Here is a 25,044-nt window from a genome sequence, read left to right as displayed (position 1 = left end):
AGAGAACGGCGAGAGCCTCGTCGTCGATCTGGCAGGGCGGTCGCGGCGCAGATATTACAAATGTATGTCGACTCGGTATAGCACACACTTGCCTGCGCAAACAGCGGTATACCGGTTTGCGAGACGCGTAAATTTACATCGCCGTATGTCTGAAGCTGGGCTCTTTCAGTAATTTGCGGTCGATGCCGAATGTTCGTACCGTACTTTTGCACAAGCAGTTTGCATCGATCCCATCTCACGTTGGGAACAAGCACGGATGGGAAGCTAACGGCATGCTTTACTCAAGGCGCAGTTGCGCTCACCGACGCTCAGCTAAGTTCGAGGCCACCCGTATCCGACGAGTGACCACCGAGTGAGTTGACGTGTCCGAGCGGCTAGCATGACGCCGGGGCGCAGCACAGGGAAGGGGTTCGACGATTTTAAGGGTTCTGAAGCGGCTTTGGATCCCGCTCCTGGTGCTGGTGGTCGCCTGCGCCGGGGGGTTCACGGTGTCGCGCCTGCATGGCATCTTCGGCTCTGAGAATCGTCCCGCCTACGCCGACACGAAGGTCGAGGACAGCAAACCCTTCAATCCCAAGCATCTGACCTATGAGGTGTTCGGGCCTGCCGGTTCGGTCGCAAGTATCAGTTACTTCGACGCGAATTCTGAGCCAACTTTTATCGAGGGCGCGAGTCTGCCTTGGACGCTGGAATTCGAAATCACCGAAACGTCGGCCGCGGGCAGCGTCTTGGCGCAGAGCAACAGCGACAGCATTGGGTGCCGCATCCTCGTCGACGATGAGGTCAAAGCCGAGAAGATCTCCAATCAACACAACGCCTTCACGTCGTGTCTGCTGAAGGCCGCATGAGTAACGGCACCATGCTCGAGGAGCGCACCGAGCGACCGAGAATTGCGCGCTTCATCCACCGTTTCTCGGGGCTCATCATCGTGGGGTGGTTGGCGATCACCGTCGTATTGACGTTGCTCGTACCACCCCTGGAGGTGGTCGAAAGACAGAAAGCTGTACCGCTGACCGCCGTGGATGCGCCGTCGTTCAGGGCGGCCCAGCGGGTAGGTGAAGCCTTCAACGAATCCACGTCCGGGGCGGTCGCGGTGATCGTCCTGGAGGGCCAAGAACCTCTTGGCGACGATGCGCACCAGTTCTACGACGAGCTCATTCGTCAGTTCCGCGACGATACGGCGCACGTGCAGCACGTTCAGGATTTCTGGGGCGATCCACTCACCGAGGGTGCGGCGCAGAGCGCCGACGGCAAGGCCGCATACGTGCAAGTGACCCTGGTCGGTCAAGCCGGCCAGGCGACGGGGAACGAATCGGTCAAGGCCCTCCAGGAGATCGTTGCGCGCACCCCCGCACCGCCAGGCGTGCAGGCGCATGTCACAGGTGGTGCGGCGATCGTCGCTGACATGGGCGAAAGTGGTAACCGCACCGTCGTCCTGGTCACGCTCGTCAGCCTCTCGGTTATTTTCGTGATGCTGCTGCTGACGTTCCGTTCGATCGCCACCACGCTCGTCATATTGGTGACCGTCGGAATCGAACTGCAGGTAGCGCGCGGAATCATCGCGTTCCTCGGGTTGCACGACATCGTCGGTTTGACGACCTTCGTCGTGAATCTGTTGGTGTCACTCGGAATTGCGGCGGGCACCGACTACGGGATCTTTTTCTTCGGCCGATATAAAGAGGCGCGCGCTGCCGGTGAGGACCGGGAAGCCGCCTTCTATACGACCTACCGCAGCGTCGCCAAAGTCGTGTTGGCCTCTGGTTCGACGATCGCCGGCGCCATCTTCTGCCTGCATTTCACGCGTCTGCCATTCTTCCAACCCGTTGGCATCCCCGGCGCTTTGGGGATCATGGTCGCCGTCGCGGTCGCTCTGACGCTTGTTCCCGCGGCCCTGGCCGTGGGCAGCCGCTTCGGTCGGTTCGAGCCCAAGAGGCAGATTCATACGTACCGATGGCGACGCATAGGAACGATGGTCGTCCGGTGGCCAGCGCCTATTTTCATCGCCACGGTGGTGGTTTCGCTGATCGGATTGTTGACGCTGCCTGGATACAAGCCCAGCTACAACGATCAGAAGTATCTCCCGCAGGACATCCCCGCCAACATGGGCTATGCCGCCGCCGCGCGGCATTTTCCCGAATCGGCACTGACTGCTCCCGATCTACTCATGATCGAGTCCGATCACGACATGCGGAACTCCGCTGATCTCCTGGTGCTGAACAAGTTGGCCAAGGCCGTCTTCGCCGTGCCGGGCATTGCCAATGTGCAGTCGATTACTCGTCCTGAGGGAACTCAGATCGCGCACACGACGATTCCGTTCATGATGAGTACCCAGAACGCCGGCCAGCTCTTGGCCATGCCGTTCCAGAAGGAACGCATGGAGGACATGCTCGTACAGGCCCAAGAGATGGAAACGACGATCGGCATCTTGCAGCGCATGTACAGCCTGATGCAACAACTCGTCGACACGACTCATCGCATGGTGGCGACCACGCACGATCTCCAGGACATCACGAACGAGCTGCGCGATCATCTGGCGAATTTCCAGGACTTCTTCCGGCCGCTCTTCAATTACCTGTACTGGGAGCCGCACTGCTACAACATCCCGCTCTGCTGGTCCATCAGGTCCATATCTGACGCGCTGGACGGAATCGACCGAATCACCGTATCGATGGAAGCGCTGGTCAATAACCTCGACGAATTAGATGCGTTGCTACCTCAGATACTCCTGTCCTTCCCGCAGATGATTGCGACGTTGGAGAGCACCCGCTCGATGATGCTCACCATGCACAGCACCATGGGCGGCACCATCAGCGCGATGGAGGAAGCCTCCGACAACGCCACGGCCATGGGCAAGGCGTTCGATGCCGCCAAGAACGACGACTCCTTCTATCTGCCCCCAGAAGTATTCGAGAACGAGGATTTCAAGCGGGTCCTGGACGTCTTCCTTTCGCCGGACGGAAAGGCTGCGCGCCTGCTGATTTCGCAGCGCGGCGATCCGTCGACGCCGGAGGGTGTCTCGCGGGTCGAGCCGATCAGAGATGCAGCTGAGGAGGCCCTCAAAGGCACCCCACTGGAAAGCAGCCGAATAAGTCTCTCCGGCAGCGCGGCGTCCGTGAAGGACATCGTGGAAGGATCCACCTACGACCTCCTGATCGCGGCAGTCTCAGCACTCTGCCTCATTTTCATCATCATGCTGCTCATCACGCGAAGCTTCGTCGCTGCCCTGGTGATCGTCGGTACGGTGGCGCTTTCGATGGGTGCGTCCTTCGGCTTGTCGGTCCTCATCTGGCAGCATCTGCTCGGGATTCAGATCCACTGGATGGTCCTGGCGATGGCGGTGATGGTCCTTTTGGCGGTCGGGTCCGACTACAACCTGCTGTTCGTGTCGCGGATGAAAGAGGAATTGGGCGCGGGAATCAACACGGGCATCATCCGGGCCATGGGTGGCAGCGGCAGGGTCGTCACAGCCGCCGGTCTGGTATTCGCCGCCACCATGGCGTCCATGCTGGTGAGCGACCTACTCAGCCTAGGCCAGCTCGGCGCCACCATCGCCGTGGGACTGTTGTTCGACACATTGGTCGTCCGAGCGTTGATGGTGCCCTCGATCGCCGCGTTGTTGGGACGCTGGTTCTGGTGGCCGCAACTCGTGAGAACTCGGCCGGCGAGTGGACTACTTAGGTCGGTAGGTCCCCGCCCCCTCGTGCGCTCCCTGTTGCTGAGGGACTAACGAACGCCTGATGAGAAACGAGCACCATCGGCCCCCGTTCATCGCGCGGACGATACGCAGATTCTCACTACTCATCATCCTGGGTTGGCTGGTGATGATAGTGGTTTCGAACCTGGCATCGGTCGGCTGGAACTGGGCCGCGGCGATCCCCTCGCTGGAGCACGTCGCGGAGAGGCATTCGGTCTCTTTGATGCCCGAGGACGCGCCGTCCGGCCAGGCTATGAGGCGTATGGGCGAAAAGTTCGAAGAATCCAGCTCGGACAGCTCTGCCATGATCGTCCTGGAGGGAGAGCAGCCACTCGGCGAGGACGCGCAGCAGTACTACTCCGGGCTGGTCACGGACTTGAGAAACGATCCTGCGCATGTCGAGCATGTGCAGGACTTATGGGGCGATCGCCTCACGTCATCGAGCGTGCAGAGCCCTGACGGCAAGGCCGCATACGTACAGCTCAACCTGGTGGGCGACCAAGGGACGCCGGCGGGCGACCAGTCGGTGGACGCGGTCCGTGACATCGTGGATCGGACGTCGCCGCCGCCTGGGGTCAAGGTTTACCTCACCGGAGCCGCACCGCTCGCGTCGGACATGCAGCGCAGCGGCAACGACTCCATTCTGAAGATCACTGCAGTGACCGTCGTGATCATCTTCACGGTGTTGCTGATCGTGTACCGATCGGTCGTCACCGTGATCTTGCTGCTGATCATGGTTGGCGTCGAGTTGGCGGCGGCCCGCGGAGTGGTGGCCCTCCTCGGCCACTTGGAGGTATTGACGCTCTCGACGTTTGCCGTGAACATGCTGGTGTTCCTCGCTATCGCGGCAGGAACCGACTACGGGATCTTTTTCTTCGGTCGGTACCAGGAGGCCCGTCAAGCCGGCATGGACCGCGAAGCGGCCTACTACAACATGTATCGCGGCGTCGCCCCGGTCGTCCTGGCGTCCGGTCTGACCATCGCAGGCGCGATCTTCTGTTTGAGCTTTGCCCGGTTACCGTACTTCCACAGCATGGCCATCCCGTGCGCCATCGGCATGCTCGTTGCTGTCGCCGTCGCGGTGACGCTTGTTCCGGCAGGAGTCGCCGTCGCCGGCAGGTTTGGGCTGCTGGACCCCAAGCGCAGTTTGCGGGCGGGTCGATGGCGCGGGATCGGCACGGCAATCGCGCGGTGGCCCGCTCCCATCCTGGTATCTTCCCTTGCTCTCGCACTCCTCGGTGTGGCCACACTTCCAGGCTACGAACCGAGCTACAACGATCGGGAATATGTATCCGGCGACATTCCGGCAAATGAGGGCTTTGCGGCGGCCGAACGTCATTTTTCTCAGTCGCGTTTGATGCCGGATATTCTGCTGCTCGAAGCGGATCACGACATGCGCAATCCAGCCGATTTCCTGGTGTTGCACAGGCTGGCCAAAGCAGTCTTCAACATCAAGGGCATTTCTCGCGTGCAAGGCATCACCAGGCCCGAGGGGGCGCCGATCAGTCGCACCTCGATTCCATTTCTCATCAGCATGCAAAACGCCAACCTGACGCAGACCATGAAGTTTCAGGAAGCGCGCATAGACGATCTGCTCAAACAAGCCGACGGTCTTTCGACGATGATCGGCATTATGCGCGAGCAATACAGTTTGATGTTGAAGATGAATGCGATCACTCATCGCACGATCGAACTGACGCGCGAGTTGCAGGTGTCGGTGGAAGACACGCGGGATAAACTCGCCGATTTCGACGATTTCTTCCGCCCGATTCGCAATTACTTTTACTGGGAACCGCACTGCCAGAACATTCCCATTTGTTTCGCCCTCAGATCAATATTCGAAACTACGGATGGCACCGACCGGATAACCCAGGAATTAGATATTCTGGTCGCCAACCTCGACGACCTCGATGTGCTCATGCCGCAGATCGCCGCCCAATTGCCGCCGTTGATCGACAGCATGTCGAGCGTGCGGGACATGCTGCTCACCATGCACAGCACCATGTCGGGGTTCATCAAGACGATGGACGAATCGACGCAGAACGTCACCGCTATGGGGCAGGCGTTCGACGACAGCCGCAGCGATGACTCCTTTTATTTGCCCCCGGAGGTATTCGAGAACGCGGACTTCAAGCGAGCAATGGATTCTTTCCTGTCCCCCGATGGGAAGGCGATCCGATTCATCATCTCGCATCGCGGCGACCCGGCTTCGCCGGAGGGCATTGCGCGGATCGATCAGATCAAGTTGGCGGCCGAGGAGGCGCTGAAAGGGACCCCTCTGATCGACGCCAAGATCAGTATGACGGGCGCTGCGTCAACCGCGAAGGACTGGAAGGACGGGTCCAAGTACGATCTGTGGATTGCAGCAATCGCGGCAATTTGCCTGGTCTTCATCATCATGCTCGTCATCACCCGTAGTTTCATCGCGGCCTTGGTCATCGTCGGCACGGTTGTACTTTCGCTGGGCGCATCGTTTGGCGTGTCCGTATTGGTCTGGCAGTACATTCTGGGGATCAACCTGCACTGGATGGTTCTCGCAATGTCGGTGATCATCCTGTTGGCGGTGGGATCCGATTACAACCTGCTCCTGGTCTCGAGGATGAAAGAGGAAGTCGGCGCCGGTATCAACACGGGCATCATTCGGGCAATGGGCGGCACCGGCAAAGTCGTCACGACAGCCGGAGTCGTGTTCGCGGCGACCATGGCCTCCATGGTGGTCAGCGATCTGCGGATCATCGGGCAGATCGGCACCACCATCGCTCTTGGCCTCTTGTTCGACACCTTGATCGTGCGATCGTTCATGACGCCCTCCATCGCTGCGCTGCTCGGGCGCTGGTTCTGGTGGCCTCAACGAGTTCGCCCCCGGCCGGCCAGTGCGCTGCTGGAGCCGATTGGGCCCCGCTGGGCGGCACGGCGATACCTGCTTGGAGAGCGGCGCCCCGGCGACGAGGACCCGGTCACTGACGTGATCCCGCGGCCTCTGGGGTAGTGGGTTGGACTCCGACACAGCCGAGATGACTGGCCCGGACACGACGGTGTAACACCGGCGCGACGTCGGTCGATAGTGCTAGTGCCGCCCGCAGTAGTTTGAGATTGACGGGATGGTGGTAGCTGAGCCGATGATGGGTAATCGCGGCGAGAGCTTCGAAGGGTTAGCTTTGAATGATGCAACTATGTTCGGGAGGGATCCACACATGATCAAAGTGACGTTGACCAGACTCGGCGCCGCGGTTGGCGGTCTGGCATTGTCGTTGGCCGCTGGAGCCGGGGTCGCCTCCGCAGCTCCTGACCTCGGCCCCGCCGTCAACACGACGTGCAGTTATCCACAGCTGGTTTCGGCGCTGAACGCCCAAGGACCGGAAGCCGGCGCGCAGTTCAACAAGTCGCCGATGCTGCAGGCTGGATTGCGTCAGTTCCTCGCCTCAGATCCCGCCAAACGGCAGCAGATGGCCCAAAACGTGCTGGCTGCGCCGGCGTTTGCGCCGTTCATGGGACCGGTCGAGCAGGCGTTCCTCACCTGCAACAACTTCTGATCGGGTTCGATCCGAACTTCTGACGGAATTGGGCGCGAGGTCTTACCTCGCGCCCAATTCTTATGTCTCCACTCTGAGGAGCCCGGTTCCATCTAGCCGACGGACGGGCCACGTCTCACGATGGCGTCACGTGCCGCCCGCGGGCGCCAGCTTCTCGGACAGCTGAGTCGCGAGATCACGAATGGACGTGGACGCGATTCCGCTGGAGGTAAGCCGAACACCCGTTTCGGACTCAATACGGGTACGCAGTTCGAGGGCTCCCAGCGAGTCGACTCCATACTCGGCGAGCGGCCGGTCGGGGTCGATGTTGCGACGCAAGATCAGGCTGACCTGATCGGACAGTAGTCGCCGCAGTCGGGCGGGCCACTCCTCGGGAGGCAACTCGTTGAGTTCGGCATTCAATCTGCTGTTGCCCGCAGCGTTCTCCCCGGTGGAACGGAATGCCTCGGCGAAGGGGCTGCGTTCAGCGAAGGCGGTCAACCACGGTGCGCCCGTGATCGGCGCGTAGCCGGTATAGCCACGGTCGTGGCGCAGCAGCGCTTCGAACGCGTACGCGCCCTCGTCGGCGGTGATCGCGACATCAGCACTCGCCGCCACCGCGGTGGCGCGCCCGACCTCAGCCCACGCGCCCCAGGCGATCGAAGTCGCCGGCAGCCCCTGAGCCCGACGCCACAGACTGAACGCATCCAGCCAGCTGTTGGCCGCGGCGTAGGCCCCTTGTCCGGGCGAGCCGACCAGCGCCGCTGCCGAGGAGAACGAGCAGAACCAGTCCAGCGGCTGATCCGCGGTGGCCATGTGCAGGTTCCAAGCGCCGTAAACCTTTGGTGTCCAGTCACGGTCGATGATCTCGTCGGTGATATTCACCAGTGTGGCGTCCTCGACCACGGCCGCCAGATGCAGCGCACCGCGCACCGGTAGCCCGGTGGCGGTGGCGGCGGCCACCAACCGCTGTGCGGTGCCGGCTTCGGCGATATCCCCGCAGTCCACCACGACGTCGGCACCCGTCGCACGGATGCGCTCGATGGACTGCAACGCTTCGGGCGTCGGCTGCGAGCGTGAGGACAGCACGATCCGCCCGCAGCCGCCCGCTGCCATCTTCTCGGCGAGGAACAGCCCCAGGCCCCCCAGCCCGCCGGTGACGACGTAGGCGCCGTCGCGGCGGAACACCGGAACCTGATCCGGCGGCATCTGCACGGTGCTCGTCCCCTGACGCGGAATGGTGAGCACGAGCTTGCCCGTGTGCTCTGCCGCGCCCATCACCCGGATGGCGGTCGCGGCATCGGCGATCGGGTAGTGCGTGCTCGCCGGCATCGGCAATTCGCCCACTGCGACCAACCGATACACCGTGCGCAGCAGTTCCTGAATCTGCCGAGGGTGGGTCTGAGACATCAGCGCGAGGTCGAGGCCGTAGAACGTCAGGTTGCGACGGAAAGGGAAAAGTCCCAGCCGGGTGTCGCCGTAGATGTCCCGTTTACCGATCTCGACAAATCGTCCACCGAAGGCCAGCAGTTCCAGCCCGGCGCGCTGCGCTGCTCCGGTCACCGAGTTGAGTACGATATCGACGCCGTAACCGCTGGTGTCGCGCCTGATTTCGTCGGCGAAGTCAATGCTGCGCGAGTCGTAAACATGCTCAATGCCCATGTCGTGCAACATCTGACGCCGCTCCGGGCTGCCGGCGGTGGCGAAGATCTCCGCTCCCGCGGCGCGCGCGATCGCGACGGCTGCCTGACCCACGCCCCCCATTGCGGAGTGGATCAACACCTTGTCGTCGGCTGCGATCCTGGCCAGGTCGTGCAGGCCGTACCAGGCGGTGGCGTGTGCGGTGGTGACCGCGGCAGCCTGTTCGTCGGACAGCCCAGCGGGCAATTTGACGGCCAAGTCGGCGTCGCAGGTGATGAACGTGCGCCAACAACCGTCGGCGACGCCGCCGACGCGGTCACCGATGTGGTGATCGGTCACGCCGGGCCCAACCGCGGTCACCACGCCGGCGAAGTCCATACCCGGCTGCGGCAGGTACCCCTCGAAGCTGGGGAAGCGGCCCATGGCCAGAAGCACATCGGCGAAGTTGATGCTGGACGCGCTGACCGCGACTTCAATCTGTCCCGGCCCCGGTGGAACCCGATCGTAGGCAACAAATTCCATGGACTCCAGATCACCGGGAGTGCGGATTTGTAGACGCACGCCGTCGTGCTCGTAGTTGGCGACGGTGGTGCGCCGCTCCTCGGGCCGCAGGGGAGCGGGGAGCAACCGTGCGGTGTACCACTGGTTGTTTCGCCAGGCCGTCTCGTCTTCCTCGGACTCGCTGAGCAACTGCTGCGCCAGCTGCTTGGCATCTGTCGCATCATCCAGATCGATTTGGGTGGCGTGCAGGTGCGGATGCTCAGCGCCGATCACTCGCATCAGGCCGCGCAGCCCGGCCTGCTCCAGATTGGCCACGTCGGCCGCCGCCACGGTTTGGGCATTGCGTGTCACGACGTAGAGACGGGGCGATCCCACCGCGCTCTCTGACAATTCGCGGGCGATGTGCACCAAATGCTGCACGCTCTCGCGCCCCGAGTGCGGGGACTGGTCCGCTGCGTCGCTGTCTTGCGGTCCCGTCAGGATCACGACACCGCTGAATCCACCGGGACGCAGGTGGTTTCGAAGCTCCTGGGCGGCCGCCGCGACATCGGCGTGCGGTGACCATGACATGCTGGAGCACTGTGCACCCTGACCTTTCAAGGCATCCGTCACTGTGGCGGCGACCGCCTCGGTGGCGGCGGCTCTGATCACCAGCCAGCTTCCGGCGTCAGTGTGGGGGAGTTCAGGCAACTGCGCCTGACGCCATTCGACGCTCAGCAGCCGCTCGGCGAGCTGTCGATCGTTGAGGTGCTCCTGGGATGCCCCCGTGCCCAAATGCAGTCCCCGCACGGCGAGCAGGACCGTCCCGCCCTCGTCGAGCAGATCCAGGTCCGCCTCGATCCCGGAACTGTCCGACTTGGTCACCCGGGTGTAGCAGTAGTGCGCGTTGCGCGCAGCGCCGTACGAACGCAGGCGACGGATGCCCAGTGGCAACGCCAATAGGTCCCCGCCCTTGGCCTGTACGTCCGGATGAGCCGCGACGGACTGGAAACAGGCATCCAACAGTGCGGGATGCACGCCGTACGCGTCCTGCTGAGAGCGGATCTCGCGTGGGAGGGCGACTTCGGCCAGCACGGTGGGGGTTTCGTCGTCGCCGGTGTGCACGACGCCGAGGCCGGCGAACGCCGGGCCGTACGTGACACCACGCTGGTCGAGGCGCTTACGTGACTCGGCGCCATCTTCTCGGCGCGGGTGCCGGGCAAGCAGCGCCGACGTGTCGTACGCGGGTGGGACGTCGTCCTCGGGGGCGGCCTGGAGGACGGCGGTGGCCTGTCGGGACTGCTCGTTGTCGTGGTTCGTTTCCACACTGAATTCGACGATGCCCGGTGATACGACTACCGCCGAGGCGCCGATCGTGGTGTGTTCGTCCAATAGCAGCGCGTCCTCGAAACTGATGTCACGGACTTCAGCCGTTTCGCCCAGCACGGCATGCGCTGCCCCCAAAGCCATCTCGCAGTACGCCGCTCCCGGCAGCACTGCCACGTTGCGGATCTGGTGGTCGCCCAACCATGGTTGGGCGGCGGTGCCGACTTCCCCTTGCCACACGTGGCGCTCGGGTTCTTCCTGAAGGCGCACATGTGGGCCCAACAGCGGGTGCACTGAGATGGTGGAGCCACCATGTGTCGGGGTTTCCTGGCCGTCGGTGTCCAGCCAAAGCCGACGGTGTGTCCACGTCGGCAAAGGAGCGTCCACCAGTCGCCCGTTCGGGTACAACACGGAGAAGTCCACCGCGGCACCCGCACTGTGTAGATCTGCCACAAGTCCACTCAGCCCGGACGGCAGCGGTTGTTCACGGCGCATGCTCGCGAACGCGGCCAGCGGCATGTCGAGACTGCGGGCGGTCTGCTCGATCGCATGCGTGAGCAGCGGATGGGGCGCCAACTCCGCGAACACCCGGTAGCCGTCTTCGAAAGCGGCTCGCACCGCCGCAGCGAAGCGCACCATGTTGCGCAGGTTGTTCACCCAGTATCCGCTGTCGCACACCGGCTGTTCGCGAGGGTCGAATTGGGTTGCCGAGTAGAAGGGCACGGCGGGCGTCATCGGATTGAGCTCAGCGAGTGCAGCTTTCAACTCATCGAGGATCGGGGCGACCTGAGGTGAATGCGAAGCGACGTCGACGGCGATCTCGCGGGCCATCACGTCGCGCTGCTCCCAGGCCGCGACGAGCTCGCGAACCGTCTCGGTGGCTCCGCCGATCACCGTAGACTCCGGCGAGGCCACTACCGCCACCACGACGTCCTTGATGCTGCGCACTGCCAACTCCGAAATCACTTGCTTAGCAGGCAATTCGACCGATGCCATGGCGCCGGAACCGGCGATGCGGGCCATCAGCCGTGAGCGGCGGCAGATGACGCGTAGGCCGTCTTCCAGCGACAGCGCGCCGGCGACGACAGCCGCTGCGGCCTCACCGAGCGAGTGTCCGATGACCGCGCCGGGGCGTGCCCCGTGGGCCTTCAGGGTGGCGGCCAGCGCGACCTGCATGGTGAACAATGTCGGCTGAACGCGGTCGATGCCGGTCACGATCTCGGGTGACGACATCGCATCTGTGACGGAGAAGCCGCACTCGCGAGCGATCACCGGCTCGATTTGCGCGACCGTGGCCGCGAATACCGGTTCGGTCGCCAACAGCTGCGAGCCCATCTGGGCCCACTGTGAACCCTGGCCGGAAAACACCCAAACCGGACCCCGATCATCGCGCCCGACGGCGGCCTCATACGGAGTGTCGCCGTCGGCGACCTCACGCAAAGCCGCGGTGAGTTCCCGCCGGCTGCTCGCAGTGACGGCGGTGCGCACGGGACGATGCGCGCGCCGACGCGTCAGCGTGTAAGCCAGATCCGCCAACGCCACGTCGTCGTGACCGTCTACCCAATCAGCCAACAGGCCTGCGGTTCGGCGCAATTCGTCGGCCGAGGTGGACGACACAGGAAACAGCAGTGACGCGGCCTCGGTTTTTTCGGCTGCGCCGTGGTGGTCTGCATTGATCACCGCGGTCGCGGGTGCCTGCTCCAAGATGGCGTGGGCGTTGGTGCCCGTCACCCCATACGATGACACTGCGGCGCGGCGGGGGTGGTCCCCACTCGTCGGCCAGTCTGTGATCGCTTGCGGCACAAAAAGTTTGGTGTCAATGCCGGCGATGTTGTCGGGCAGCCTGGTGAAATGCAGGTTCGGTGGAACAACGCCATGCTGCAGAGCGAGCACGGCCTTGATCAGCCCGAGCGTCCCGGAGGCCGACTGGGCATGTCCGAGGTTGGTCTTGATCGACGTCAGTGCACAAGCGCTCTCGACGCCGTATATCTCGGCCAAACTCGTGTATTCGATGGGATCACCGACCGAGGTGCCGGTGCCGTGCGCCTCGACCATGCCGACGCTGCGGGCGTCGACCCCCCCAGCGGCCAAAGCTGCCCGATACACGGCTTTCTGCGCGTCCAGCGACGGCGTCGAGATGTTGACGGTGTGGCCGTCTTGGTTGGCGGCCGTGCCACGCACGACCGCGAGGATTCGGTCACCATCCCTCAGCGCATCCGGCAATCGCTTGAGCAACACGACGGCAGAAGCTTCGCCACACACGTATCCGTCTGCCGCGACGTCGAACGCATGACACCGTCCGGTGGGCGACAGATGGCCCTGCGCCGTCCCCGCGACGAACTTGCGCGGTTCCAGCATCACGAAGGCGCCGCCCGCGAACGCCATATCGCTTTCGCCGTCGATCAGGCTACGACAAGCCATGTGCACCGTGACCAGACCCGAAGAACACGCGGTGTCTACCGTCAGCGCGGGACCCTTCAGGCCCAGGCTGTAGGCGATCCGACCGGACGCCATACTCAAGATGTTGCCCTGATAGCCGTACGGTTCTTCCATGGCGGGGGAATCGGCCGTCATCAACTGGTAGTCGAAATGCGTCAGCCCCATGAACACACCGGTGAGAGATTCACGCATGGTCTCGGTCGACACACCGGCGTGCTCCATGGCTTCCCAGGAGCTTTCCAGCAACAACCGGTGCTGCGGATCGAGCGAGGCGGCCTCGCGCTCGCTGATCCCGAAGAACTCGGCATCGAAGCCCGCGACGTCATCGAGGAAAGCGCCCCATTTCGACACCGACCGACCGGGCACCCCGGGCTCGGGATCGTAGTAATCGTCGGCGTCCCAACGCTCGGAGGGGATTTCGGTGATGAAGTCCTCGCCGCGCAGGAGCGCGTCCCACAGCTGCTCCGGAGAGGTGATCCCGCCAGGCAGACGAAAGCCCACGCCGATGACAGCGACCTGAGTCTCCGGTGCGTTCGCCTCGGGCGAAGGCTTGGCCAGGGCCGAGCGGTCTGAGCGATCGTCGATCGGCCCCAATGAAGCCATTACGTCTCCTCACAGCAAATCTCACGCAGGCTTGCCGTTGCTTGACTTAAGCCGCGGCACCGCATCTCTACCCCCGGGGGTGCCTACGTCTCCATCATTTGATGCTTACCGTATCAGGGCCTTCTGGCACGTCAACGGGGCTGTGTGGCCCCGCGGAATTTAATATGCAGGTGCTGCAGATTTAGGGTAGTGCCGCGAACCGTTACCTAACCGTGACTTTGCTGGTGGTGGCGTCCAACACGTTGACGATCCGTGGACGGATGACGGTAACCTCATGCGATGGTCGAAACATCTCTGCCGGCCCTGCTGCGCGAGCGTGCCAGTCTCCAGCCTGACGACATCGCATACACGTTCATCGATTATGAGCAGGAATGGGCCGGCATTGCCGAGAGTCTGACATGGGCTCAGTTGTATCGGCGAACGCTGAACGTCGCACGCGAGCTCAGACAATGCGGATCCCCCGGCGATCGCGCGGTGATATCGGCGCCGCAGGGACTGCCCTATATCGTGGCGTTTCTGGGTGCACTCGAGGCCGGGCTCATCGCGGTGCCGCTTTCGGTCCCGCTGGGCGGTGTCAGCGACGAACGGGTGGATTCGGTGCTGCGTGACGCGGCGCCCGCTGCTGTTCTGACGACGTCGGCGGTCAAAGGCAACGTCCAGAAACAGTTGCTGTCGGATGCGCCGGCGCCGGCGATCGTCGAGGTCGATCTGCTGGATCTGGACGGACCGGCTCGAGCTGAATCCCGCGACGCTCTTCACGAAGATACGGCGTATCTGCAATACACCTCTGGATCGACTCGGACTCCGGCTGGAGTGACGATCTCCTATCGAAACCTGGTAACCAATTTCGAGCAGCTGTTGACCGGTTACTTTCCGGACAGCGGAGGCGTTCCGCCGCAGGACATGTCTATTGTTTCGTGGCTGCCGTTTTACCACGACATGGGTCTGGTTTTGGGCGTCTGTGCGCCGCCTCTGCTGGGACTCCCCGCTGTGCTCACCAGCCCGGTGTCCTTCCTGCAGCATCCGGCTCGGTGGATGCAATTGCTGGCTACCGAGCCGCACGCTTTTTCGGCAGCGCCGAACTTCGCGTTCGAATTGGCGGCGCGGAAGACGTCTGACGACGACATGAGCGGCCTCGACCTAGGCAGCGTGGAGTCCATCCTCAGCGGTAGCGAACGGGTGCATCCCACGACCCTCAAACGCTTTGTGGAGCGGTTCGCGCGCTTCAATTTGTCCGAGAAGGCGGTCCGGCCCTCCTACGGCCTTGCCGAGGCGACGGTCTACGTCGCCACCAGCAGAGCAGGTCAGGCACCCAAGATCGTCGATTTCGAGCCGACGAAACTCACCGACGGCCGCGCGGAGCGGTGCGAAACCGGAAGCGGCACACCGCTTATCAGTTATCCGCTGGGCGAATCTCCAGATGTACGCATCGTCGACCCTGAGACACGGACCGAATGTCCGGAGAGCACCACTGGCGAGATCTGGGTGCACGGCGAAAACGTGGCAATGGGCTACTGGCAGAAAGACGAGGAGACGGAGCGCACCTTCGGAGGCATGCTTGTCGCGCCGTCGGCCGGCACACCTGAGGGGCCTTGGCTGCGAACTGGGGACTTGGGCTTCGTCGCCGATTCGGAGCTGTTCATCGTCGGCCGTATCAAGGATCTCTTGATTGTCTACGGGCGCAACCACTCTCCCGACGACATCGAGGCGACGAGCCAGGAGATAACCGGTGGTCGGGTCGCGGCGATAGCCGTTCCACATGAGGGCAGCGAGCAGCTTGTCGTCATTGCCGAAGTCAAGAAGCGGGGTGCTTCCGACGAGGAGGCGATGGACAAGTTGTCCGTCGTCAAGCGCGAGGTCACCTCGGCCATCTCGAATTCGCACGGTCTCGGCGTCGCGGATCTGGTTCTGGTGTCACCCGGTTCGATTCCGATCACGACAAGTGGGAAGGTCAGACGGGCGGCCTGTGTCGAGCAGTACCAGCACGGTGAGTTCGCGCGCGTGGACACTTAGGCAGTACCCAGGTACCGCGTGGAGGGTCGACCGTGGCTACTCGATTCTTCCAATAAGGTCGAACTCCGCCAGCGTCTGCGCAGCCAGTTCCCGCATGGCGGGCTTTGTGTTCTCGGCGCCAGGTTGGTAGGCGTTGATGCTGATGACGAAACGGTCGGGAATGCGCAACGACTGAAGCGTCATCAGGCCGCCGATCCGCTCCAGCCACTCTCGCCTCTCGTGCTGCGCGGTCACCCGCGCGGTGCACCACTCGGCGTCTGTTCCATCGAGACGGTTGACCACCGTGCCGACGTCGCCGAGATTCGAATAGAACACCGGGCTATCCGGGTCGGCGACCATCGCATCGTCCATCCGTTTCAACGCCCGCTTCGGCGTGAACGCGGCCAGCCATGCAACCTGCAAAGAATCGTCAGGCGTCTCCCGAAGTGCCTTCAGCGCCTGCTTGATCGCCGAGCGAGCCTCACCGAGGTCCTTTGTCACCCGGGTCGGGTCGACGGTGACGCGTGCGAACCCCATGGCGTTCGCACGCGTATCGCCCTCGGAACGCTCACTGACAGGCAGTTGCAGGGTGACGGCGCCGTCGGCATGGCAGCGGCCAATGAGCTCGCCGAACTTCGCGGCGAACCCTGCGCCCAGAGTGTTTCGCGTTCCGCCAAGAGCACTCGCCCGGGCATCCCAGTCGGCCAGGTCGACGCCGACGGTGACACCGGGCACGACGATGGGCTCATCGTGGTCGCTGTCGAGGCGGACGGGGGGCCGCGGCGCCGGTGATTTGGCAGCCTCTTGGCGCTGACGGCGAGCCTGTCTGGTGGCGACGCGGAGCGCCCGCGCCACCTCGCGTGCGTCCCGCGCGGTTTGTCGGGCATCCGCTGCTAGCGCGCGCCGCCGAGTGCGTGAATGCGGCGGCGGGTAACCCAGATCGTGCGTGTTGCCCATCAGCCCGTCGACTAGCGCGAGGACCAGCCCGAGGCCGTCGATCAGGTAGTGGGACAGCACCAGGGTGACCGCGGCCGAACCGTCCGTGAGGGGGAGGACGCCGAGATGCCAGCCGGGGCCCTGCTCGGGATCAATCGGCAATTGCGCGCGTTCGTCAGCCCAGTCGCTGACTTCGCTGCGTGGACGCGCAGATTGCTCGATGTCAATGTCCGATGGCCCCCGATCCACCACCCAGTGGGCGCGGGCGAACGGCAGCGGGGAGCGCTCGATGCGGCGTCCCAACAATCCGCGACCGAGATTGTGGTGAAAGCGCCGGACCGCATCCAAATCGATGGGGTGCTCGTAGAGCCACACGCACTGAATGACCAGGTTTCGTCCGATGGCGTGATGCTGCGTGTACAAGCCGTGGTCGACGTACGCAAGCCGATTGTCCGGCCGCGCTTCACCCATGGATAGCGCTCTCAACGGCTTCGCGCGAAGGACGTACCTGGCCTCCCACTGTCAGCCTGCCCTCGTGGTGGCCATGCCATTTCATGAAAAGGAGAGTAGCTGATCGGCAGCTACTGAGTATCAGACTGCGAGCGGCCAATTGCGCATCTTTCTACCGGGCCGGCATCTGGAGTTGAATCCGGCCCGAGCCGGGCGTTTGTGCCACATCTGGTATTCAACGCGAATCGCGTTGAGCCGTCGTCTAATCTGTCGCCATGAACAAGGGCCGGCGCATTGACGCGAAGCGCTCCGGAGGATCGCGGTCCTTCGGCAACAGAACGCAAACTGCGCCGCAGGTCGCATCAAGCGGGAAGCCGCGGCTGTGACCACTTCTACCGGGGGGGCCGGGACGGCGCCGCGCCCGGTCATCGTGTTCGTGCTGGGCATCAACCGGTCGGGGACTTCGGCGCTCACCCGCGTTCTTTCACTATGTGGTGGGGCGCTCCCGGCCAAGCTGTTGGGTGCCATGCCGGACAATCCGCTCGGTCACTGGGAGCCGCGCCAAGTCAATGTTCTCAACGAGGGGATCCTGCGCCGCCTCGGAAGCAGCGCGTTCGACCCGTCGTTGCCGTTGCGAGACGAAGATGCGATCGGGCCCGAAGATAAAGCCGCTTGCCTCAAAGAGATCCGGGCATATCTCGACACGTTGCCTGCCGCGCCGCTCGTGGTCCTGAAGGACCCGAGGTTCACGTTGATGTCCGACATGTGGTTTGACGCGGCGCGTCAGGCCGGATTCGACGTTGTCACCGTGATTGCGGTGCGCCACCCGCAGGAGGTCATCGAGTCGATTGCGGTGCGCAGCGGAGCGTCGCCGGAGCTCTCGAGTGCGTTGTGGCTGAAATACAACCTGCTGGCCGAGAGGGACACGCGCACCACGCCGCGCGTGTTCGTCCATTACGACAATCTCCTCGAGGACTGGCGCCGGGAAATGAAGCGGATCTCCGCGGCGCTCGCCATCGATCTCAACAACCGGGACGAGGCAGCAATCGAGGAGTTCCTCAAAGATGATCTGCGCCACCAGCGCAACCGCGGGTCAGTGGCGGAGCCTTTCGGTACCGACTGGATGTCCACGGTCTACGATGCGCTGTGCGCGGCGGCCACGGATGAGCCCTGTGACGAGCCTGCGCTGGATCGCGTTTTCGAGACGTATGGGGCAAGCGAACGTGCTTTCCGTACGGCATTTGAGAATCTGCAACGCTTCAACAAGGTCTACCGGTTCATCCGGCCAGGGACGTTCAAGCTCCTCACGGAGTTCCTGGCAACGGCTAACCGGCGCAAGGGGACTTGGGCCTGAGATCGCTTGGCCGCAGAGCCAACTGAGTCCCATTGTTCAACATGGGCTGGACGACCTAGCGCCGTGTTCACCTACGGCTGAGCTCCGCACAGGCATAGAATGCGCCCTCGCAGAAGGCAAGTGCGGCAGGGCGAAATCAACTGTGGGTGATCGGTGACCTAAGAGGCGCTGAAGAGGTAGTACCACTTGGGGGAGATGCCGTATTTCTGCACCTCTGAGTTGGCGTACTTCGGCTCGACGTGCGACAAGTGATAACCATAATTCGCGAGTATCGGACTGTAATCGGTGCCGTTGACCAGGCGGATCGCTTCGTCCCCGTCGCTGATGTTGGGAACAATGAAGAGATGCTCGATCTTCAGCTCGGCGCACCGAGAAATCCAGTATTCGACCGCCTCGATCGCGCACTCGGAAAAGCTGAGAATGTTGACCGCTAGTTTGATGGTCCCGGGAACGAGGTCCTGTTGATCGTCCAGCGGCACGACACGTGCCCGAGCCGCGCCTTTGCTGGAGAGGTAATGGGAGGAGATGAACGTCGACTCGGGAACGGCGTCGATGCAGAAATACGTCTCGATGTTGGGAAGCGCGGAGACGGCGCGGTAGGCAAGCCGACCGTACCCCGCACCGATATCGAGCACCTTCACCTCCGGCAGCTGCGAGATTTGCAGCGTCCGATCGAGAAATAACAGCTCGTTAGCGGAGTCCAGCAGGTCACGGCTGACGAATCGCTTGTTTCCGTTTTTGTCCGTGTCGCCCGTGGGATACGTAAACACGCCGAAGTCGCCGTCCTCCGCGAAATCGTCGAGAAGGCCGAGCGTGTCGATGGTTTTCAAATACAGGTACGTCAGCACGTACTTTTCCGGTGTGTTGTTGTCCTGGTTCTGCCAGACGTAGCAGTTGTCACCTCGGAAATACAGCAGATCTTCCGGCCTGACGAAACCGGGAATCCAGACGGTCGACGTGCCGACGATGTCGCCCAGCCCGGCATAGCGCTCACGTAGCGACTGGAGTTCAGGGTTTGTCTCATCGAGGGCAGCCCGATCAGCAGCCGTGATGCCCTGGCCCGAGTGGCCCCTGCGGTTCTGAAGCCATGTTCTGACCTGCGCTCGGGCCGCCTCCATCGGCTGCCGCGCTCCGTACGAGACCAGCCATCTCAACGCCTGGGCGCGCTGGCCCAACGAGAGGTTTTCCCCCACCATGCTCCTATCGCCGCTCTTGCCCTGGCACACCGCGCCTTATCGAGGGATGCTGTCGGACAAACTACAAGACCCGGATCCGTTCGCTGACATCCAACGCGATACCAGTTGGGCTGGCCCGATTCATATCATGGTCAGGCTAGCAATGAACGCGGATACCGATGCACCGCGGGACGTAGGAAGGATTTGCCATCTGGTCGCGCTGTGCAACGGGTCACCGCAAACGTCCAATCGGGCGTTCTGTATTGAGTTCAGCATCGGGCCGTGAACGCGCTTAGGTCGGTTGCAGTCATGGTTTGCAGTCATAAGGAAATACTTCGTAAGGTTGCTGTAGCGTGCCCGCTATGCCTGCTCGACTGATGCAGCGTTCGCACGACTCCACTAATCGACCGAAGGCCGGGGAGTAGCTACTCGATGCCAAGGCAGCGTCCCGGACCTCGACACCGTGCACCGAAAGAATGGTCGAGCAAGCGCACCGCGCTCAGCTCTGCGAACGCGAGCACGCTGACTGAGCTGCCTTCTCGCCGATTTGCTGCCGCACTTGTCGCCATCGGCGGCATGCAGCTGATGTCAACGATGAACGCCACCATCGCGGCGGTCGCGCTGCCCAAGATTCAGGACGAGCTGGGTCTGTCTGACGCCGGGCGAAACGGTGTCATCGTTGCCTACGTACTGGCCTTTGGCGGCCTCATGCTGGTGGGCGGTCGCCTCGGGGACACAATCGGGCGCAAGCGCACCTTCATCATCGGGGTGGCGCTGTTCACGCTCGCATCGGGAGTGTGCAGCATCGCCCAAAGCGGTGGCACCCTCATCGTGGCGCGGATGATCCAAGGCGTCGCCGCCGCGATGTTTGCACCGACCAGTGTGGCGCTGGTGGCGACCACGTTTCCCATGGGGCCGGCACGCAACCGTGCGATGGCGGTGTTGGGTGCGTTGGGCAGCGCCAGCACGGTGCTCAGTCTGGTGGTGGGTGGAGCGCTGGCCGAAGTGGCGTGGCGGCTCATTTTCTCGGTGAACGTGCCGATCGGGCTCCTGGTGATCTATCTCGCTTTCACCACGCTCGAGGAAACCGATCAAGAGCGGGTGAAGCTGGACGTGGCCGGGGCCGGGCTGGCCACGTTTACCTTTATCGCCGGGGTCATCGCTCTCTCGATGGGGCCGGAGATCGGCTGGCTGTCGCCCGCCACGGTCGGCTCGGGGGTGCTGGCGTTGGGCGCTTTTGTGGCGTTCATCTTCGTGGAGCGCAAGGCCGAAAACCCCATCGTGCCGTTCGACTTGTTCTTTGACCGCAGCCGGTTCGCCACGTTCGCGACGATCTTCCTGTCCGGTGGGGTGCTGTTCACCCTGACCGTCATCATCACCCTGTATGTACAGAATGTTCTGGGCTACAGCGCGTTGCATGCCGGCCTCGGGTTCATTCCCTTCGTCCTTGCGGTCGGCGTCGGGGTGGTCGCCTCGTCGCCCTTGGTGACGCGGTTCTCGCCACGTGTGCTGGTGATCTCGGGCGGCAGCCTGGTGGTGGGGGCGATGCTGTACAGCTCGACCTTCGATAGCGGCATCCCGTATTTCCCGGATCTGGTGATGCCGCTCATCGTCGGCGGTATCGGTATCGGCGTGGTCAGCGTCCCACTCGGACTGGCACTGATCGCCGGTGTCGGTCCAGACCGGATCGGGCCGGTATCAGCGATCTCGCTCATGTTGTTCAGTCTTGGGGGGCCGGTCGTGATGACCGTCATCCAGGCCGCCATCACGTCCCGCACGATGTCGCTGGGCGGCACCAACAGGCCGGTGAGGATATTGAACCCCGAACAGTTGCATGCGCTGGATCAGGGCTACACCCACGGTCTGCTTTGGCTGGCCGGGGTGAGCCTGTTGGTCGGCGTAGCGGCACTGTTCATCAGCTACACCGCGCAGGAGGTTGCGCACGCGCAGGAAGTCAAGAAAGCCATGGACGCCGGGGAACTGCAAACGTGAGCTCGTGCAACATCGAGGCCCTTGCCGTGCGCGCACGACACCTGCAGGCGCCGCGAGCTCGTCGATGAAATTCGCGCTGGCAAGCTATGGAAGTCGGGGCGATGTCGAGCCTTGCGTCGCGTTGAGCCGCGAGCTGCTGAGCCGTGGGCATGAAGTGTGCATGGCTGTCCCGCCGGACATGGTTGGGTTCGTCGAGTCGGCTGGGGTCACCGCGATCGAGTACGGGCTGCCGACGCGCCCGTGGCAGGACGTGCACCGCGAGTTGTCGACGCATTTCTCCCGGCACCTCTGGAAAGACCGCGATCTGATCAGTCTCATCCGTGAGGATTGGAAGCTGTTCAAGCAGAGCTGGGGGCAAATGAGCTCGGCGTTGACCTCTATGGCCAAGGAAGCCGACCTCCTGTTGACCGGGATTCTCGCCGAGGATGCCGCTGCGAACGTCGCGGAATACTACGACATTCCCTTGGCCACACTGCATTTCGCCCCGCTGCGGGCCAACGGTCAGTCCCTGCCGTTCCTGCCTGTGGCGTTCGGCCGGTCCATCGGGAGGGCATCTGATTGGGTCGGTTGGCGTTTGACGAAAAGGCTCGAGGACAGGCAACGGCGTGAACTGGGCCTGCCGAAGGCCAGCCACCCGGCCCCGCGACGGATCGTCGAGCGCGGATCACTGGAAATTCAGGCCTACGACGAGATGTTCTTCCCCGGGCTGGCATCCGAATGGGCGACGTTGAACGTCCAACGGCCCTTCGTCGGCGCGCTGACGATGGAGTTGCCTTCCGATGCCGACGACGAGGTGATCGACTGGATCAACGCGGGAACACCGCCGATTTACTTCGGTTTCGGCAGCGTCCCGGTCGGCTCTCCTGGCGAAACCCTCGCCATGATCAGCGCGGCATGCGCAGAGCTGGGCGAGCGGGCGTTGATAGTGAGCGGCTGGACTGAGTTCAGTGACGTCGCCCATTTGCAGCATGTCAAGGTGGTGAACTCGGTGAATCACGCGGTCGTGTTTCCGGCCTGCCGTGCGGTCGTGCACCACGGTGGCGCCGGCACCACGGCCGCTGGTCTGCGAGCCGGGGTTCCCACCCTGATCCTTTCGACATGGGTCGAGCAGGCGCTTTGGGGGGCATCAGTCAAGCGTCTGCAGGCGGGTACCACCCGTCGTATCCCGCGCACTACTGCGCAGTCCCTGGTCGCGGATCTGCGAACCGTCCTCGCGCCGCAATGCGTCGCCCGGGCCCGCGAGGTCGCTGCCAAGATGACCAGCTCTGCTGAAAGCGTTGCGACGGCCGCAGATCTCGTGGAAGAACATGCCCGCCGGCGGTGATACCCGCGTCGTCGGCGGTGCATTCTGCGGCCCACCAAAAAGGGCTTCTCCCTTGCTGATTCGGTGATCGCGTATCGCGTCCATGGGACCGCAACAGGACGACCACTGACGCCGGCGGGACGGTCGGGCTTCAGTCCCCAGGCCGGACGTCACGTCGACGATGCGGTTAAACTACCGACGGCGATTTCGGTGCGCGAAATTCCCCATTTCAGCTCGCACAACGCTGATGAGTTGTGACGAGTTGAGTCGAGGCGAGGATTTCCAATGAAATTTGTGGTGGCGTGCTACGGAACTCGTGGCGACGTCGAGCCCTCTGCCGCCGTGGGTCGCGAGTTGTTGCGTCGAGGCCACGACGTGCAGATGGCCGTCCCGCCTGATCTTGTCGGCTTCATCGAGTCTTTGGGGCTTCCTACGGCCGCCTACGGGCCGGACTTGCAAGCGATTCTGGACGCACACCGCAACTTCTACACGTTCGTCTTTCGCAACTTCTGGAAGTTCCGGGAGGTCTCCAGGTTGTCACGCGAAGCCTGGGAGCCGAGACTCGCGTGCTGGGATGAGATGTCCACGACGCTGACGTCGCTCGCGGACGGCGCCGACCTCCTGTTCACCGGCTTGGTTTTCGAGGAGGTCGCGGCAAATGTTGCGGAATACCGCGGCATCCCCCTGGCCACGCTGCACTATTTCCCGCTCCGGCCCAACGGCCAGCTCCTCCCGTTCCTGCCCGCTCCGTTGGGTCGTATCGCGATGACCGCGCAGCAGTGGCTGACGTGGCGGGGAACGAAGAAGACCGAAGATGTACAGCGCCGCAAATTGGGCCTGCCCAAGGCGACACACCCCTCGTCGCGACGGATCTACCAGCGTGGATCGCTGGAGATTCAAGCCTATGACGAGGTTTGTTTCCCCAGGCTCGCAGCGGAATGGTCGAAGTTCGATGGTCAACGGCCGTTTGTCGGTGCGCTGACGCTGGACATGCCCACGGATGCCGATGAGGACGTGGCGTCCTGGATCGCCGCAGGTAAGCCCCCGATCTTCTTCGGGTTCGGCAGCATGGCAGTGGAGTCCGCCGTCGACACCCTTGCCATGATCAGCAATGCCTGTGCGGAGCTTGGCGAACGAGCGGTTGTCTGCGCCGCCGGGACTGATTTCACCCGCGTCCCCGTTCCAGACCACGTCAAAGTCGTGCCCGCCGTCAACTACGCGGCCACTTTTCCTGCCTGCCGCGCCGTGGTGCACCACGGCGGCGCGGGCACCACAGCCGCGAGCCTGCGTGCCGGGGTGCCCACGCTGATCTTGTCGACAGACCTCGATCAGACACTGTGGGGAGTGCGGGTCAAGCGACTGAAAGTGGGCGCTGCCCGCCGCTTCTCGACGACCAATCAGAAGTCGCTGACCGAGGACCTTCGTCGGATCCTTGCCCCAGAATATGCCGCTCAGGCACGTGAAATCGCGACCCGGATGACAAAGCCGGAGGTAAGTGTTGCGGCGGCCGCCGATTTGTTGGAGAGTTTTGTGCGGCGTGCGGGCTGTTGAGCGGCTAAGTCACATCTACCTGATTGCCCCGGCATTATGTACATCGCGAGGACGACCGCAAGAGTTTGTTAGCCTGTAATCTACTTGTGATCTTGAAGGTTGCTGTCAACCACGTCGCTTTGAGCGCCCCGTGCCAGCCCAATTTCGATATGTCATATGGTCAAACCCGTCGCCGCAGGTCACGGGGTGAGATGCCCCAACCGGGAGTGCCCGAGGCCCCGCACGCAATTGCTGAACGGCTCTAGCGATAGGATTATTCCCCCTTCCCGGGGATTTGCCAAACGGCCGCCCGAGGCGTCACGCTTGAGTACGATTGCAACGAGTTCCGCTGATATCAATTCGATGGCCTGGAGTAACCGATGAGCCTCAATCCTTTCGATGACGACAACGGCACGTTTTACGTCTTAGTCAATAACGAGGAACAACACAGCTTGTGGCCGACCTTTGCTGATGTGCCCGCCGGCTGGCGGGTGGCCTTCGGCGAGGCCCCACGTGCCGACTGCCTGGACTACATCGAGCAGCACTGGCCAGACATTCGGCCGAAGAGCCTACGGGAGAGGTTGGCGGGCCGAACTGTTGGCGAGTAGACCGTCCGG

The 25,044-nt window shown here is 63.0% G+C and carries 13 protein-coding genes; 10 read left to right on the top strand and 3 right to left on the bottom strand.

Annotated elements, in window-relative coordinates; genetic code table 11:
- Positions 1-428: 428 nt before the first annotated feature.
- From G6N36_RS12070 to G6N36_RS12055, 4 genes are all read left to right on the top strand, one after another.
- Positions 429-848, top strand: a complete 420-nt coding sequence (locus G6N36_RS12070; RefSeq protein ID WP_163690633.1) for an MmpS family transport accessory protein — start codon at positions 429-431, stop codon at positions 846-848.
- Entirely contained in the window at positions 845-3,727 is a 2,883-nt protein-coding gene (locus G6N36_RS12065; protein WP_163686718.1) for an MMPL/RND family transporter, read from the top strand. Before G6N36_RS12070 ends, G6N36_RS12065 begins: the two co-directional genes overlap by 4 nt.
- Before the next feature lie 10 nt (positions 3,728-3,737).
- Positions 3,738-6,683: an MMPL/RND family transporter gene (locus tag G6N36_RS12060; protein WP_163686717.1), complete on the top strand. Its 2,946-nt coding sequence runs from the start codon at positions 3,738-3,740 to the stop codon at positions 6,681-6,683.
- 205 nt (positions 6,684-6,888) lie between these two features.
- Complete coding sequence (locus G6N36_RS12055; protein ID WP_163686716.1) at positions 6,889-7,227, top strand: hemophore-related protein; 339 nt, start codon at positions 6,889-6,891, stop codon at positions 7,225-7,227.
- Positions 7,228-7,353: 126 nt separating this feature from the next.
- Here the strand turns inward: G6N36_RS12055 and pks2 are convergent, their stop codons facing one another.
- Positions 7,354-13,695 (bottom strand): sulfolipid-1 biosynthesis phthioceranic/hydroxyphthioceranic acid synthase, encoded by a 6,342-nt coding sequence (gene pks2, locus G6N36_RS12050; RefSeq protein ID WP_163686715.1) that lies wholly within the window; start codon positions 13,693-13,695, stop codon positions 7,354-7,356.
- A 279-nt stretch (positions 13,696-13,974) separates the two neighbouring features.
- Between pks2 and G6N36_RS12045 the strand changes: the two genes are divergently transcribed.
- Complete coding sequence (locus G6N36_RS12045) at positions 13,975-15,708, top strand: AMP-binding protein (RefSeq protein ID WP_163686714.1); 1,734 nt, start codon at positions 13,975-13,977, stop codon at positions 15,706-15,708.
- Between the two features lie 36 nt (positions 15,709-15,744).
- Here G6N36_RS12045 and G6N36_RS12040 read toward each other — a convergent pair whose 3' ends face one another.
- A complete protein-coding gene (locus tag G6N36_RS12040) occupies positions 15,745-17,094 on the bottom strand; it encodes a condensation domain-containing protein (protein ID WP_163686713.1) in 1,350 nt (449 codons plus the stop codon).
- 361 nt (positions 17,095-17,455) lie between these two features.
- Between G6N36_RS12040 and G6N36_RS12035 the strand changes: the two genes are divergently transcribed.
- A complete protein-coding gene (locus G6N36_RS12035; protein ID WP_235690026.1) occupies positions 17,456-18,427 on the top strand; it encodes a sulfotransferase family protein in 972 nt (323 codons plus the stop codon).
- 158 nt (positions 18,428-18,585) lie between these two features.
- Here the strand turns inward: G6N36_RS12035 and G6N36_RS12030 are convergent, their stop codons facing one another.
- Positions 18,586-19,623 (bottom strand): putative sugar O-methyltransferase, encoded by a 1,038-nt coding sequence (locus tag G6N36_RS12030; RefSeq protein WP_163686712.1) that lies wholly within the window; start codon positions 19,621-19,623, stop codon positions 18,586-18,588.
- A gap of 411 nt (positions 19,624-20,034) precedes the next feature.
- Here G6N36_RS12030 and G6N36_RS12025 point away from each other — a divergent pair, with 411 nt between their 5' ends.
- The 4 genes from G6N36_RS12025 (at position 20,035) to G6N36_RS12010 (ending at position 25,035) form a co-directional block, all read left to right on the top strand.
- Positions 20,035-21,594 carry an MFS transporter gene (locus G6N36_RS12025; RefSeq protein ID WP_163686711.1) on the top strand — a complete coding sequence of 520 codons (1,560 nt, stop codon included), beginning with the start codon at positions 20,035-20,037 and terminating at the stop codon, positions 21,592-21,594.
- Positions 21,595-21,658: 64 nt separating this feature from the next.
- Positions 21,659-22,918 carry a glycosyltransferase gene (locus G6N36_RS12020; protein WP_163686710.1) on the top strand — a complete coding sequence of 420 codons (1,260 nt, stop codon included), beginning with the start codon at positions 21,659-21,661 and terminating at the stop codon, positions 22,916-22,918.
- A gap of 264 nt (positions 22,919-23,182) precedes the next feature.
- Complete coding sequence (locus G6N36_RS12015) at positions 23,183-24,448, top strand: glycosyltransferase (RefSeq protein WP_163686709.1); 1,266 nt, start codon at positions 23,183-23,185, stop codon at positions 24,446-24,448.
- A gap of 359 nt (positions 24,449-24,807) precedes the next feature.
- Positions 24,808-25,035: an MbtH family protein gene (locus tag G6N36_RS12010; protein ID WP_163686708.1), complete on the top strand. Its 228-nt coding sequence runs from the start codon at positions 24,808-24,810 to the stop codon at positions 25,033-25,035.
- The last annotated feature ends 9 nt before the right edge of the window (positions 25,036-25,044 follow it).

This window comes from Mycolicibacterium gadium, assembly GCF_010728925.1.
GTDB classification, from domain to species: domain Bacteria; phylum Actinomycetota; class Actinomycetes; order Mycobacteriales; family Mycobacteriaceae; genus Mycobacterium; species Mycobacterium gadium.
Note: the sequence above shows the minus strand (reverse complement) of the source record. Positions and strands in the feature narration are given on the sequence as shown.